Raw genomic sequence first — 12745 nt, forward strand, 5'->3', positions numbered from 1 at the left:
GCAGTCTTTCACAACATCAGGGTATACAGGCCGACAAGGCAGATTAGCAGGCCAAACTGGGCCAGCGGCGGGTTCCACACAAAGCGCCACAGGTTGAACCACGAGAGTGCGGCCCGCAGCACGAGCAGCGTGCACAGCGCCAGCCCAAGGTTCATGACAAAGGCCGAGACCAGCACGCCTTCCACATCCACGACCTGCCGCATCAGCCTGCCTTCTCTTTCTTGATGATGCCGTAATGGCGCAGCCGGGGTTGCGCCGCGCGCCATGTGTGCAGCACCGCATCCAGCCCGGCCAGCAGGTTGATCGCCGCCACCTGCTCGGGTTGCGGCAGGTAAAGGGAGGGGGCAGGCACGGCCGCACAGGCGTGTTGCAGGCGCGCCTCAAGGTCGCCCCATGGCGCGTGCAGTTGCAGTTCGCGTGCCGCCAGTTCGGCCGCTGGCCGCAGCAGGGCATGGCTCGCGGCCTGGCGTGCATAGGCGCGTGCCCGGGCCAGCGCGCCATCGAGTTCGGTAAAGGCGGTAAAGCTTTCAAGCTGCCGGGCGCCGCTGGGGCTTTGCGGCAGGCGGTCGTTCCAGAACTGCATCTGGGCCAGCCGGTCATAGGCGCGGGTGAGGCGGGTCGGGCCATCGGGTTCGCCCCGGCCTGCCATCTGGCGCTCAAGCGCGCGCACGATGGTCGATGCCATCCAGAAGCGCTGCCTGCGGGCCGAGGGCGGGAACAGCAGCACGAGGATGATGAAGGCCAGCAGCGCGGCCAGCAGGTAGAAGATGTTGCGATTGAGGAATTCGGTCGGGTTGTAGCTCTGGTGGTTGTCCAGCCCCAGCATGGCGAAGAAGAACACACCGTAATTGAAGCCGATCGCAGCCGTGCCCGGCCGCATGAGCAGCAGGCAGGCGAGGAAGGTCTGCGGCAGCAGCGCCAGCGCGAGGAAAGGCATGTCCGCTCCATGCAGCAGCACGAAGAAGTTCAGCGCCGCTGCCGCCAGCACGCTGCACGGAATGCCGATCACCGCCCCCATGCCAAAGCGTGCCGTATCGACATTGGTGGCCGCCAGCGTCAGGGTCAGCGCGGTCTGGGCCAGCGCTACGGTGGCCCCGGGCAGGCCGGTAATCACGCACACCCCCGCCGCGAACGAGAAGCCCACCAGCACCCGCAGCGCACCGATGAAGGCGAGCAGGATGTTGGGCTGCGTTGCGATGGCAATGGTTTTGCTGTCAGCCGCACTGCCGGTGCCGTCGACCAGCATCTGCTGGCCTGCATGCAGGCGCACGCGCGCGGTGAGCATGCGGGCCGCGCGCTCGATGGCAAACGCTTCATCGGCATTGGGCACGTGAGCGGGCCGCCCTTCGCGGATGGTCTCGAGTATGCGCAGCGTAAACCCTGCCTGGTCCAGACGCAGGTCGGTCTGGCGCGCGATGCGGGCAATGGCGTCCTCAATAGCGGGGTCGATGTTGCCATGACCCGTGTGGCGGCCAAGGCCGCGCGCGCAGTCGAGCACTGTCAGCATGGACACCATGGCCAGCCGCGCCCCGTTGGTCCGCATGCTGCCACGTTCGAATTCCGTGCGGGCATAGGACAGGCGGGTGGTCAGCGCCAGAATGCCCCCTGCCAGTTTAATGTCGGCCTGCGCTCCCCGGTCATACAGGTGTTGCAGGGCCGCGCGCGCGGTCTCGCTGATGGGGCGGGTGAGCTGCTTCAGCCCATCGGCCAGCCCGCGCGAGGCCTCGGGCGAGCCGGAGAGGATATTGACCACCGCCACCGCAAACACCCCGATGGTGATGGCCGAAGCACGCGAGACGGCAATGTTGAAAACATTCTGCGGCGTGTCGATGCAGTTGACCGCCACGAGTGCAACCGTATAGCCCGACAGCAGTGCGCCATAAGAGCGGAAGTCACGCTCGAGCGACCCCACGAACGCACACGCCGCAAGCCACAGCGCAACCCCCCCCAGAAACGGCCCGCGCTGCTGGTTCCATACCGCCACAAGTACGATGGACACGCCCATGCCCACCACCGTGCCCAGAATGCGGTAAAACGCCTTTGACAGCGCCTGCCCGCGCAGCGGCTGCGCAAGGATCATCACGGTCACGCCGACAAGTAGCGGATTGTCGATCTGAACCCAGAACGCCGTAGCCAGCCCGATGATGAGCGAGCACCATGTGCGCAGGCTGAAGCCCAGCCACCCAGGCGGCAACCGTTCTGCCCAGGGAAGATAGAGACGTGCCATGTTGCGCAGGCGCTGCCCTGCGTTTGCTGCCGAAGTGTCGGACATGGCCTCCCTGACCGTTCGGTGGTCTTGGCATTCCATACAATGGAAGTTGCAGTAAATTCATAACAAATGATGTACACGCCCCGGCCCGGAGGCATGTTTCATGCAGGTGAGAGCACCCGGTGGAGCACCACTTCACCCACGATGATCAGCGCAGGGCTGGTCACGCCCGCCTGTGCGGCCTGCGTGGGCAGGTTGCCCAGCGTGCCGGTCAGCACGCGCTGGTCCGCCCGCGTGCCACGTTCGACAATGGCGGCGGGCCATTGCGGCGGCAGGCCGTGCTCGACCAGCTTTGCGCACAGCGCGGGCAGGGCGGAGACACCCATATAGATCACGACCGTCTGGCCGGGGCGGGCCATGCTGTCCCATGGCAGGTGCAGGGTGCCATCGGCGCGGGCATGACCGGTTACGAACAGGCAGGCCTGCGCGCAGTCGCGGTGGGTGAGCGGAATGCCCGCATAGGCCGCACAGCCATTGGCCGCGGTAATGCCCGGCACGACCTGGAAGGGAATGGCGGATTCAAGCAGCGCCTCGATTTCCTCCCCGCCGCGGCCAAATACGAACGGGTCGCCGCCCTTGAGCCGCAGCACGCGCTGGCCCGCCTGCGCGCGGCGGATCAGCTCGGCGTTGATCTCTTCCTGCGGCATGGTGTGGTTGTTGCGCCGCTTGCCCACGAACACCAGCTCCGCATCACGGCGCACGCGGTCGAGCAGGGCAGGCGAGAGAAGCTGGTCATAGAGCACGCAATCGGCATTCTGCATCAGGTGCAGGGCGCGCAGCGTGAGCAGGTCCGGGTCGCCGGGGCCCGCGCCCACCAGCCAGACCTCGCCCCGCGTGGCGGTGGTGGCGATGATGTCATCAAGCACTGCGCGGGCGCGGGTGGCATCGCCATTACGGGCGGCCTGCGCGCCTGCGCCATCAAGAAAGGTTTCCCACACCTGCCTGCGCCGCGAAATGTCGGGGCAGGCGGTGCCCACGTGCTCGCGCTGCTGCTGCATGAACACGGCCAGCGCGCCCGTGCCTTCGGGTATGGAGCTTTCCACCTGCTCGCGCAGGCGGCGTGCCAGAACGGGAGCCGCGCCCCCGGTGGAAATGGCAATGCGCACCAGCCCGCGATGGATCTGCGCAGGGGTGATGAAGGTGGAAGGCTGCGGGTCATCAACCGCGCAGACGGGAATGTTCATGGCGCGCGCAATCGAGGCTGCCGCGCGGTTGACATCACGGTCATCGGTTGCGGCATAGACCAGCCGGCAGCCGGGCATGGCGGCGCGCAGCGTGGCCTCATCTGCCGTGGGCGCAATGCGGGTGATGCTGCCTTCGTCCTCCCAGCGCTGCATTTCGGCATCGAGGCGGCCTGCGATCACCTCAACCCGGGCGCGGTGGGCGAGCAGCAGGCGCACCTTGTTGGCGGCGATCATGCCGCCACCCACCACCAGCACCCGGACACCGTCCAGCCGCAGCGCGATGGGAAACCATGCGGGTTCGGAAATATTGGTCATGCGCTTGAAATCGCCGGACGTGCCGGCATCCTGTCAACTGAGGAGGCGTGTCGGTTCCGCGCCTTGTGGTGGCGTGGGGCGGGTTTAGTGGGAGGCGACGTTCTTCACGCCTTCCGCATAACCCCAGCGTGCCCATGTCGAGCGGTCCTTGACCGATCCCGGCGTGTTGGTGGCGCACGCGGCCAGTGACAGCACGATGGCACAGATGCCAAGAACGGGAAGAAAACGGGCCAAAAAAACCTCCTGCATGACGCGGCCCCCAGCCTAGCAGAAAAGCCCCGCCACCACCACGCCCCGCGTAAATAAGGAGATATATGGGCTCCCCCTCGCCTGTCACGGCCAAAAGATGGTAAGCCGCACAGGCATGAAGCCCATGGCATGCCGGGGCACGAACAGGGGGATTGCCGCTGATGGAAACCATAAGCACCGTGGCCGAACTGCGCGCGCATGTCCGTGCATGGAAAAAGGCAGGCGCGCGCGTGGGCGTGGTACCGACCATGGGCGCGCTGCATGAGGGGCATCTTTCGCTGGTGCGCGCCGCGCGTGCGCAGGCGGACCGGGTGATTGCGACGGTTTTCGTCAACCCCATCCAGTTCGACAATGCCGATGACCTGGCAACCTACCCCCGCACGCTTGAACAGGACGGGCGACTTCTGGCCGAGGCCGGGGTGGACCTGCTCTACGCGCCCACCGTGGCGCAGATGTACCCACCCGGCTTTGCCACGCGCATCAGCGTATCGGGCGTGTCGGAGGGGCTGTGCGGTGGTGCCCGCCCCGGGCATTTTGATGGCGTGGCCACGGTCGTGTGCAAGCTGTTCATGCAGACGCTGGCAGACTGTGCCTTTTTTGGCGAGAAGGATTTCCAGCAGGTGCAGGTCGTGCGCCGCATGGTGACCGATCTCGACCTGCCTATCGAGATCGTTTCCTGCCCTACCCTGCGCGAGGCGGACGGGCTGGCGCTCTCATCACGCAACCGCCGGCTTACTGCCGCGCAGCGGCAGGTGGCCTTGGCCCTGCCGCGTGCCCTTGCCGCCTGTGTGGACGAGATTGCCACCGGCGCGGCCGTGGCCCCGGCGCTGGAACGGGTGGCGCAACAGTTGCGCGCGGCAGGCTTCGGCCCGGTGGATTACGTGGAACTGCGTCATGAGGCCGATATGCAACCGCTGGCCGCCTGCCCACCCGGCACGCCTGCGCGCGTGCTGGCGGCTGCATGGCTGGGGGATGTGCGGTTGATTGATGGCATGGCCGTGACCCGTTGAAATGGCCACATTTATTTTAGCGACCTATGCGGTACGCAGGCGTGGATCAGCGAACCTGTTCATGGTGAGCCGGAAAATGATTTTTCCAAAATATTGTAAGGCTATATGATTCCAGCACCAGTGAAATGTAACTCCCAAAAAGGCAAGCCAATGGAAGAAGATAAAAAATGGAAAATTTGTGTTATCATACCAAGTTATAAAGTTAAAAAGCATATAATAAATGTCATAAATTCGATTGGCCGAGAAGTTTATCGTATTTACGTTATTGATGATGCATGCCCTGAAGAATCCGGGAACTTTGTTGAGCAGAATTGCGTTGATCCCCGGGTTGCTGTTATAAGACATAAGGAAAATCAGGGTGTTGGTGGTGCCGTGCTGACCGGGTATCAGGCTGCCATTAATGATCATGCAGATATTATCGTAAAAATTGATGGGGATGGTCAGATGGACCCTGCCCTCATAACGAAATTCATTGAGCCGATTGTTTCTGGTAAGGCGGATTACACAAAAGGAAATCGGTTCTTTGATCTGGACAGTCTGGGGAGTATGCCAAAAATACGTATTTTTGGTAATGCTGCCCTGTCATTCATGACAAAACTGTCCTCTGGATACTGGTCTCTTTTTGACCCGACCAATGGGTATACAGCAATCCGTAGTGATGTTGCAGCACAGCTTCCGTTTTCAAAGATAAACAAACGATATTTCTTTGAAAGTGATATGCTGTTTCGATTGAACACGCTGCGTTCTGCCGTGGCTGATATACCTATGGATGCAAAATATGGGGATGAAGTCAGTAATCTTCATATATCAAAAATTATTTTCCCTTTTGTAAAAAATAACCTCATTAATTTCATCAAGAGAATATTTTATAATTATTACCTGCGGGATATGGCGGTTGCCTCTTTCGAATTGCCGATCGGCATCCTGCTTATTGTGCTGGGGCTGATGGTTGGTATTCCCAACTGGATCAAAAGCCTTGAAACGTCAGTCTATACCTCGGCCGGGACGGTCATGTTATCGGGATTGCCACTTATTGTAGGTGTGCAGTTCTTATTATCGTTTATATCTTATGATATAAATTCAGAACCTAAAACAAGTATGCGGCCAAGGCCAATGTTTTCCCTTGAATATGATAATGGTGCGGATTGATGGCGCAGCTATTTTTTGCCTTTCTTTGCGTTGTTGGCATATCGATCGGGCAGATACTGTTCAAGTTGTGTGCCAATGGCTTTACGAAAGCAGGAAGTTTTTATGATTTCCGTAGTCTTTCCATATTATTACTGGCACTGGTGTTATATGGAATTACGACGATTGGCTGGATATGGGTGCTGCAGAAAATTGATCTTGGCCGGGCCTATCCCATTATGGCCCTCGCTTTTGTTATCGTACCCTGTCTGAGTTATCTGTTTCTGGGGGAAAGTTTTAACAGGCAGTATTTTGTTGGAACTGCGCTGATCATGGCCGGGATATTGATATCGGTAGGTTCGAAAATATGAGATCCAGTAAAGCAATATCATTTCTTTTTTTATGCCTGATCTGTTTTTCATCATTTATACTGGCCGTTATCGTGCCTCCTCTGGAATCGCCCGATGAAATTGACCATATAAAGCGCGCTTATTTATTATCGCAGGGCAAGATCATGCTATCTTCTCCCCCAGGTATGCTTTCTGGTGGCATGATTGATAGTGGGCTGGAGCAATATCTTGAATTCTCAAATAAATATATCCGTAACATTGATGTAAAAATAACACAGGAAGATATAAAATCACTTAATAATATGAAATGGTCAGGTGAAAAGGTATTCAGTCCGGCACCGGGAACCGGATACTACTTCCCTGCTATATATGCACCGCATGCCATGGCGCTTTCCTTTTCAAAATTTTTGGGTCTGAAGATTAACAAATCTTATTATGTTACAAGATTTTTTGTGCTGTCGACAATATTTATAATATTAGCATATTCATTTTATATTTATGAACCGAGTGTGTTCATGGTGGCGGTACTGGCGTTGCCAATGAATATATTTCAGGAATCAGCGGCTAGTATAGATGGAATTTCTTTGGCGATCACGGTGCTTGCCATTTCAATTTTCATGGCTGCCCAGAAAAACAGAATGGATTTGAATGCATCCAGCTTGTTTGTTTTTTCCTTCAGCGTCCTCGCTGTAGTGACATGTAGAACGCATATGCTCCCGCTGCTGTGTATGTTTTTTATAATGTATTATTATAACAGGAAGCGGCCGGTTTTAATATCCGGTGTGGCTGTGTCCATATTTTCTGTTGCCTGGACGTTAATCGCCATGAAAACTACCGTGCAATATAATCACACTCTTCATGCCCTGAGCCCGGCGCAGAGACTTGTTTATTATAGCACACATCCGACAAGCTTTTTCATGATGTTCTATCGGACATTGACGAACACAGACATATTGTCAGGATATCAGTGGGAATTCATTGGATCCTTGGGGTGGCTGACCATGAATTTTGATTGGAAAGTTTATTTAATCATATCACTGTCATTGGTGGCTACATTTGCACTTTGCCTGAACATAAAAAAGAATGCAGGGTTTGAACGAGTTTCTATGATTTCCATGGCGCTTGGTGCGGTTTTTATAGTCTTTTTATCACTTCTGCTAACGTGCACAGATGATGGGTCGAAGGAAATATTGGGGGTTCAGGGTCGTTATTTTACGCTTCCGGTTATAATTTTGTCATATGCTACTCTGGGCATAGAAAGAGAAAATAAAATAAGGTATGTTGCATCCATATCTCTATTGTCATTTATACTTATATTTTCCGTTTCAAATACAGTAAGAACCATTGTGCGCACCTGTTACACTATAAATTAGTTTACCTGCGGGTGTAAAAGGCATCTGATCGCGGTCAGGGGATCATGAGCCGTGGCGTCCGTCTGCTCCGGTTGATCCGGACGCAGGTTCGTCGCCCACTGCAGCATATGCTGATGTTGCGATATGTGATCCGTTTGATCCGGCGTGAGGAAAAAATCCTGTCCGCATGGCTGCAGGTCACAAGCTCTCGCATCAGGCACGCAACATGCGCTCAATTACGGCTACAACGAAATGCGCATAGCGTCAGCCGGAAGTCACGATTGCAGATCAGACGACAGGCAAGACGGCTGAGATCGGTCAAACGGCATGAAACAGCTTACCGCAACATTCTACAGCCTTGCCGCTTCAGCGGGGATAACCTGACAGGCGCTGATAGGTGCCAGTTTCCTGCCGCTGGCAGAGAGGACGCTTCTGGCAGGCCTCATAACGCTTATCGGAGCGCGTGCGCAGCGTAGAAATAAGGGCACTTTTAGCCCCCCAGTTCCCGTTTCATGGGGATCAGGAAAATAGAAGCAGGACGCCCCATCCATCATTCATGATGGCCGATGCGCCCTGTTTTCGTGTGATGTCAGGCATCAAGTCTGCGGGCTTCATCGGGCAGCATGATGGGAATGCCATCGCGCACGGGAAAGGCCAGTCCGGCACGCTTGCTGATCAGTTCGCCCGCTTCGCGGTCATAAACCAGCGGCCCCTTGGTCACGGGGCAGACGAGAATGGACAGCAGCCGGGGGTCGAGGGGGGGCGCAAGGGGCTTTTCGGTCATGGTGGCGGGTTCCATGCAGGTTGTGGTGGATAGTGATTATGCGGGGGATGCACCCTCATCGGGTTCATGTCCAGTCCCTTCCAGCAGGTCGCGCAGGATGCGCGCGCGGTCGGCAGGCGTAGGGGCCTCAAGCATTTTCTGGCGTGGGCCGGTGCCAAAGGGGCAGATCATGGGCAGGGTGACCAGCAGGGCGGCATCATCCATCTGGTGCAGCGCGTCCCACTGGGTGCTTACGCCCTGTGCCTCGCAGAAATCATGCAGCGCGTTGAGCAGCCCCTCTCGGTCGAAGGGAATTTCATCCTCCGCGTCGGTCAGGTCGGACACGAAGGACGAGGTATCGACCCGCGCCACACGGTAGCCACGCCGCAGACCCGTCTCGCGCAGCAGGCGGAAGCGCGCGATGCCCGTGAGCGTAATGGCATAGGTGCCATCAGCCCGCTCGGTCATGGCGGTGATGCGGCCCACGCAGCCAATGTTGTACAGCGGCGGGGTGTGGCTGTAGCCGTCATCCATGCCGGGGTCATCGGCTTCATCATCAAGCGGGGTGTCATCCATGCCATTGAGCAGGCGCGGCTGGATCATGCCGATCAGCCGGTTGCTGGCCAGCGCGTCCTCCACCAGCGCGATGTAGCGCGGTTCGAACACGTTGAGCGGCAGCCGCCCCTGGGGCAGCAGCAGGGCTTCATCAAGCGGGAACAGGCCCAGCTCGGCGGGGAAATCCGCCAGCGTCATTTCGCTCACCAGCGGAATGTGGCGCGGGATGTCATCATGAATGACGACCACCCCGCTTTCGTCATGCCGCGTCACGAAAACAGCAGCGAGGACATGCGCCGCCGCGCGGCCACGGTGTCGGGGTCAGTCTGGCCCCATGCCTCGAACAGGCGGATGAGCTGCAGGCGGGCAGCATCATCGTTCCACTGCCGGTCTTCCTTCATGATGGTCAGCAGTTCATCGGCGGCCTCGGCGCGCTTGCCTGCAGCGTTCAGGGCGGCCGACAGCTCGAAGCGGGCGGCATAGTCTCTGGGGTTGGCGGCAATGCGGGCGCGGATTCCTTCTGCTTCCTCCGCCGCCTTGCGGCCTTCGCGCTTGAGTTCAAGCGCGGCCCTCGCTCCCGTTATCTCGGCATGGCTGGCAATGGCAGGAGGCGCGTCGTTCAGGGCGGTCTCGGCCCCTTCCTCATCGCCCATCTCGATCAGCGCGCGGGCCAGCCCCCCCCAGGCGGCGGGATTTTCGGGCTCGATTTCGAGCACCTGCGAGAACAGGCCAGCCGCCGCCTCAGCACGGCCTTCGGCCATGTCCTTGCGGGCGGCCTCGATCAGTTCGGCCGCGGGCAGGGCACCGCCGCCTGCGGCCTTGAGGGCATTCTCGACAAGGCGCCGCACTTCGCTTTCAGGCTTGGCGCCCTGCATCATGTCCAGGATCTGGCCCTGCCAGAACACGGCCACGAGCGGAATCGACTGCACCGGCAGGCCGATCTGGCCAAGCTGCTGCACCAGCGCGCGGTTGGCATCGACATCGATCTTGACCAGTCGCACGCGCCCGCGGGCGGCGCGTACCACTTTTTCCAGCACCGGGGTGAGCTGCTTGCACGGGTTGCACCATGTGGCCCAGAAATCGACCAGCACCGGCATGTCGCGGCTTGCATCCACCACGTCGCGCATGAAGGTGTTCTGCGTGCCGTCCATGACCGGGTCGGGGCTGCCGCCGGGCGCAGCGCCTGCGGGGCTGGAACTGTCAGGGCGGGGGGTCTGGCCGATGATGTAGTCCATATGGTCGTATATCCTGTCGGGTCTGGCAGCAGGCGTGGGCGGGTTGCTCGCGCATGGCCCGTCCTGCCGGTTCATTCTTGTGCAATAGATTGGCATTCCCCGCGACCGTCGCAACCGTCTTGTGGAAGGATGAAAAAAAACTTCAGAAAACGCATTTTTCCCTCTTGCGGCCCCCACGGGTTTACCGTAAAAACCGCTTCACCGACACGGAGCGCGGGCGTAGCTCAGGGGTAGAGCACAACCTTGCCAAGGTTGGGGTCGTGGGTTCGAATCCCATCGCCCGCTCCAGATTTTAAGGTAAAATCAGTTGGTTCAAAAACGGTCCTTCGGGGCCGTTTTTTGTTTGTGCTGTATCGTAACGTATGACTGTAAACATTCTGTCAGCAGCCGGGGCCCCATCCGGGGTGGCTTTGGCGTAACGATCGAGCCTTTACCCGTTTTGCCCACACGTCCGTACAACCAGACCGGATTCCTCGCTCCATTTGCAAAAGCCCTGATGGCCGCGCGGACGGACATGGTGGCACGCCTTGGCGACGGGCTTCATGGTCGAAGTATGTCACGGCCGGGCAGCAACATGGCGCGCCATGCGGGCAGATTTTCCACAGGTCTGGGCATGTCATCGGCAGGGGGAACAGGAAATCTGTTCGAACGGTCCGGTTGACCGGCGCATAGAATGCCCGGTGGATATGGCACGATGATGGGAAACCAACCCCGAGAACCGGCCCGGATTACAGGGCCATGGCTGCGCTGCTGGCCATCGATCATGGTCTGTGTTGCACTTTCACCATGCAGGCTGTTCCGCAGGGGGGAGAAGCAAAATGATTCCCGTACCGCCATTACGGGGCAGGGGGATTGGACGCCAACAGAAGGTTCATATCGTTGAATGCCTTGAGTTCCAGCGCATTGCCCGCAGGATCATAAACAAACATGGTCGTCTGTTCATCTGGCAGCCCGGCAAACCGGATCTGTGGTTCCATACCAAAGCGGGCATTGGCCTGTTGCAGGCGGGCGGACAGGATCCGATGGGCTACAATCTGGTTTCCGTACAGATCGAAATCGATCCATGTATCGCTGCTACGCCCTTCGGGGCATTGCAGCACACTGCCGTAAAAATACCTTGCCGCATCAAGATCATTGACCGGAAACGCCAGATGGAAGGGTTTTGACATGTCACGATACCCGATCTGTTATTTGATGAAAATTACTGTATCTTAAGTTATATCCGGGTATTTATTTTTTAAATTGTGATTGTTATATTTTTAAATGAAAGTAATTATTATGATTTTCAGGTGATCGGTAACCTGTTTTATCTGAATATCTGCAGAAGTCGGTTGATCAGGCGGGTGCGTGATGATGTGGAAGGCCATATCAGGCCGACATGGCGCATTGGCCCCGGTGCCGATGCGGGCAGGCTGATCTTGCTCACTGTTATCCCTTCCGGCCAGGGGGGTGCCCAGTCAGGAACCAGCGAGGCCCCGATCCCTGCATTGACCATAAGGGCGATGGCCTCGAGTGAATCCAGTTCCAGTTGTTCACGGGGGCAGATCTGGTGCTGGGTCATGTAAGTGTCAGCCTGCCTTCCCCCCCAGTGATTGCGGTCATAGCGGAGGAAGTGATGGCTCCGCAAAATCCTGAACGGGTCTTTCCGTTTCTCGTCGGGCGGCGCGATGACGATCAGCGGCTCGGAGCGGATGTTGTGCCATTCAAATATTTTTGGAAGTTCGAAAGGCGGGTGCACGATAAAGGCGGCATCGATGGTGCCATCGCGCAACTGCTCGTAAAGCGAGGATGAAGAACCGGGAATGACATGTAATTCGATGTCGGGAAAAAGATGGAAAAACCGGCCAAGGGCCTGCGGCAGGATGCCGGTCAGCGCGGTGGAGATCGCGCCCACCCTCAATTTGCCGCTCGGTTTGTCCAGTGCTGCGATCGTGCGCAGGTCACGAACCTGCTGCAGGATGCTGCGCGCCTGATCGATGATGGCGGCGGCGTGATCCGTTGGCCGGACGGTCCGACCATTGCGATGCAGGAGTTCAAGACCGATTTCTTCTTCAACCGCGTGGATCCGCTGGGCAATGGCGGCGGACGTTACATTGAGGTGTCGCGCGGCTTCGGCAAGGGAGCCACGTTCGATAACCACAAGGAACGTTTCCAGAAATCGCGTATCCATTTCACTCCTGACATTCCGGCATGTGCAGCGATGGTGAACCGTCTCTCAACACGCATTCCGGCGTCGTCCGCCGTTCATGTTGTAAAGTGGGTGCCGATCCTTCCATCAAGGGAAAGCGCTACGTTTCGATAACATTTCTATATAGTAATGTAATGAAGCCTGATGACG

13 protein-coding genes and 1 tRNA gene are annotated in these 12745 nt (G+C 58.0%); 5 read left to right on the plus strand and 9 right to left on the minus strand.

Going from position 1 to position 12745, the window contains the following annotated elements; all coding sequences use genetic code 11:
- Nucleotides 1–8: 8 nt before the first annotated feature.
- The 4 genes from FMA36_RS07060 to FMA36_RS19170 all read right to left on the minus strand — a co-directional run bounded on the left by FMA36_RS07060 (nt 9) and on the right by FMA36_RS19170 (nt 4002).
- On the minus strand, nt 9–203 hold the full coding sequence (locus tag FMA36_RS07060) for a DUF1656 domain-containing protein (RefSeq protein ID WP_061273645.1): 195 nt from the start codon (nt 201–203) through the stop codon (nt 9–11).
- On the minus strand, nt 203–2272 hold the full coding sequence (locus tag FMA36_RS07065) for an FUSC family protein (protein ID WP_159261751.1): 2070 nt from the start codon (nt 2270–2272) through the stop codon (nt 203–205). The genes FMA36_RS07060 and FMA36_RS07065 overlap by 1 nt, the downstream gene beginning before the upstream one ends.
- A 98-nt stretch (nt 2273–2370) precedes the next feature.
- On the minus strand, nt 2371–3768 hold the full coding sequence (cysG, locus tag FMA36_RS07070) for a siroheme synthase CysG (RefSeq protein WP_159261752.1): 1398 nt from the start codon (nt 3766–3768) through the stop codon (nt 2371–2373).
- An 84-nt stretch (nt 3769–3852) separates the two neighbouring features.
- The gene (locus FMA36_RS19170; protein ID WP_019087433.1) at nt 3853–4002 is read right to left on the minus strand and encodes a hypothetical protein; all 150 of its coding nucleotides are present in this window, start codon (nt 4000–4002) and stop codon (nt 3853–3855) included.
- Between the two features lie 176 nt (nt 4003–4178).
- Between FMA36_RS19170 and panC the strand changes: the two genes are divergently transcribed.
- The 4 genes from panC to FMA36_RS07090 all read left to right on the plus strand — a co-directional run bounded on the left by panC (nt 4179) and on the right by FMA36_RS07090 (nt 7875).
- Entirely contained in the window at nt 4179–5027 is an 849-nt protein-coding gene (gene panC, locus FMA36_RS07075; RefSeq protein ID WP_159261753.1) for a pantoate--beta-alanine ligase, read from the plus strand.
- Nucleotides 5028–5177: 150 nt separating this feature from the next.
- Entirely contained in the window at nt 5178–6176 is a 999-nt protein-coding gene (locus FMA36_RS07080) for a glycosyltransferase family 2 protein (protein ID WP_159261754.1), read from the plus strand.
- Nucleotides 6176–6523, plus strand: coding sequence for an EamA family transporter (locus FMA36_RS07085; protein WP_159261755.1), 348 nt, complete (start codon nt 6176–6178; stop codon nt 6521–6523). The genes FMA36_RS07080 and FMA36_RS07085 overlap by 1 nt, the downstream gene beginning before the upstream one ends.
- Nucleotides 6520–7875 carry a DUF2142 domain-containing protein gene (locus FMA36_RS07090; RefSeq protein ID WP_276612609.1) on the plus strand — a complete coding sequence of 452 codons (1356 nt, stop codon included), beginning with the start codon at nt 6520–6522 and terminating at the stop codon, nt 7873–7875. The genes FMA36_RS07085 and FMA36_RS07090 overlap by 4 nt, the downstream gene beginning before the upstream one ends.
- A 568-nt stretch (nt 7876–8443) precedes the next feature.
- Here FMA36_RS07090 and FMA36_RS07095 read toward each other — a convergent pair.
- Genes FMA36_RS07095 through FMA36_RS07105 form a run of 3 tightly spaced genes read right to left on the minus strand, consistent with a single transcriptional unit; the run spans nt 8444 to nt 10407 of the window.
- Nucleotides 8444–8638, minus strand: a complete 195-nt coding sequence (locus FMA36_RS07095; protein WP_061273711.1) for a Trm112 family protein — start codon at nt 8636–8638, stop codon at nt 8444–8446.
- Nucleotides 8639–8674: 36 nt separating this feature from the next.
- Nucleotides 8675–9445 carry an LON peptidase substrate-binding domain-containing protein gene (locus tag FMA36_RS07100; RefSeq protein WP_159261757.1) on the minus strand — a complete coding sequence of 257 codons (771 nt, stop codon included), beginning with the start codon at nt 9443–9445 and terminating at the stop codon, nt 8675–8677.
- Nucleotides 9442–10407 (minus strand): tetratricopeptide repeat protein, encoded by a 966-nt coding sequence (locus tag FMA36_RS07105; RefSeq protein ID WP_159263727.1) that lies wholly within the window; start codon nt 10405–10407, stop codon nt 9442–9444. Before FMA36_RS07105 ends, FMA36_RS07100 begins: the two co-directional genes overlap by 4 nt.
- Before the next feature lie 213 nt (nt 10408–10620).
- Between FMA36_RS07105 and FMA36_RS07110 the strand changes: the two genes are divergently transcribed.
- Nucleotides 10621–10695, plus strand: a tRNA-Gly gene (locus FMA36_RS07110).
- A 548-nt stretch (nt 10696–11243) separates the two neighbouring features.
- On the opposite strand, the gene FMA36_RS07115 is transcribed toward FMA36_RS07110, so the two are convergent.
- Nucleotides 11244–11576 (minus strand): VOC family protein, encoded by a 333-nt coding sequence (locus tag FMA36_RS07115; RefSeq protein ID WP_159261758.1) that lies wholly within the window; start codon nt 11574–11576, stop codon nt 11244–11246.
- 137 nt (nt 11577–11713) lie between these two features.
- Nucleotides 11714–12577 (minus strand): LysR family transcriptional regulator, encoded by an 864-nt coding sequence (locus FMA36_RS07120; protein WP_159261759.1) that lies wholly within the window; start codon nt 12575–12577, stop codon nt 11714–11716.
- Nucleotides 12578–12745 lie beyond the last annotated feature (168 nt).

The organism is Komagataeibacter xylinus (assembly GCF_009834365.1).
GTDB lineage: Bacteria > Pseudomonadota > Alphaproteobacteria > Acetobacterales > Acetobacteraceae > Komagataeibacter > Komagataeibacter xylinus_D.

Coding starts and splice junctions, on each gene's coding strand:
- FMA36_RS07090 (WP_276612609.1), top strand. CDS start 6,520: ATGAGATCCAGTAAAGCAATATCATTTCTTTTTTTATGCCTGATCTGT.
- FMA36_RS07080 (WP_159261754.1), top strand. CDS start 5,178: ATGGAAGAAGATAAAAAATGGAAAATTTGTGTTATCATACCAAGTTAT.
- panC (WP_159261753.1), top strand. CDS start 4,179: ATGGAAACCATAAGCACCGTGGCCGAACTGCGCGCGCATGTCCGTGCA.
- FMA36_RS07115 (WP_159261758.1), bottom strand. CDS start 11,576: ATGTCAAAACCCTTCCATCTGGCGTTTCCGGTCAATGATCTTGATGCG.
- FMA36_RS07105 (WP_159263727.1), bottom strand. CDS start 10,407: ATGGACTACATCATCGGCCAGACCCCCCGCCCTGACAGTTCCAGCCCC.
- cysG (WP_159261752.1), bottom strand. CDS start 3,768: ATGACCAATATTTCCGAACCCGCATGGTTTCCCATCGCGCTGCGGCTG.
- FMA36_RS07085 (WP_159261755.1), top strand. CDS start 6,176: ATGGCGCAGCTATTTTTTGCCTTTCTTTGCGTTGTTGGCATATCGATC.
- FMA36_RS07065 (WP_159261751.1), bottom strand. CDS start 2,272: ATGTCCGACACTTCGGCAGCAAACGCAGGGCAGCGCCTGCGCAACATG.
- FMA36_RS07060 (WP_061273645.1), bottom strand. CDS start 203: ATGCGGCAGGTCGTGGATGTGGAAGGCGTGCTGGTCTCGGCCTTTGTC.
- FMA36_RS07095 (WP_061273711.1), bottom strand. CDS start 8,638: ATGACCGAAAAGCCCCTTGCGCCCCCCCTCGACCCCCGGCTGCTGTCC.
- FMA36_RS07120 (WP_159261759.1), bottom strand. CDS start 12,577: ATGGATACGCGATTTCTGGAAACGTTCCTTGTGGTTATCGAACGTGGC.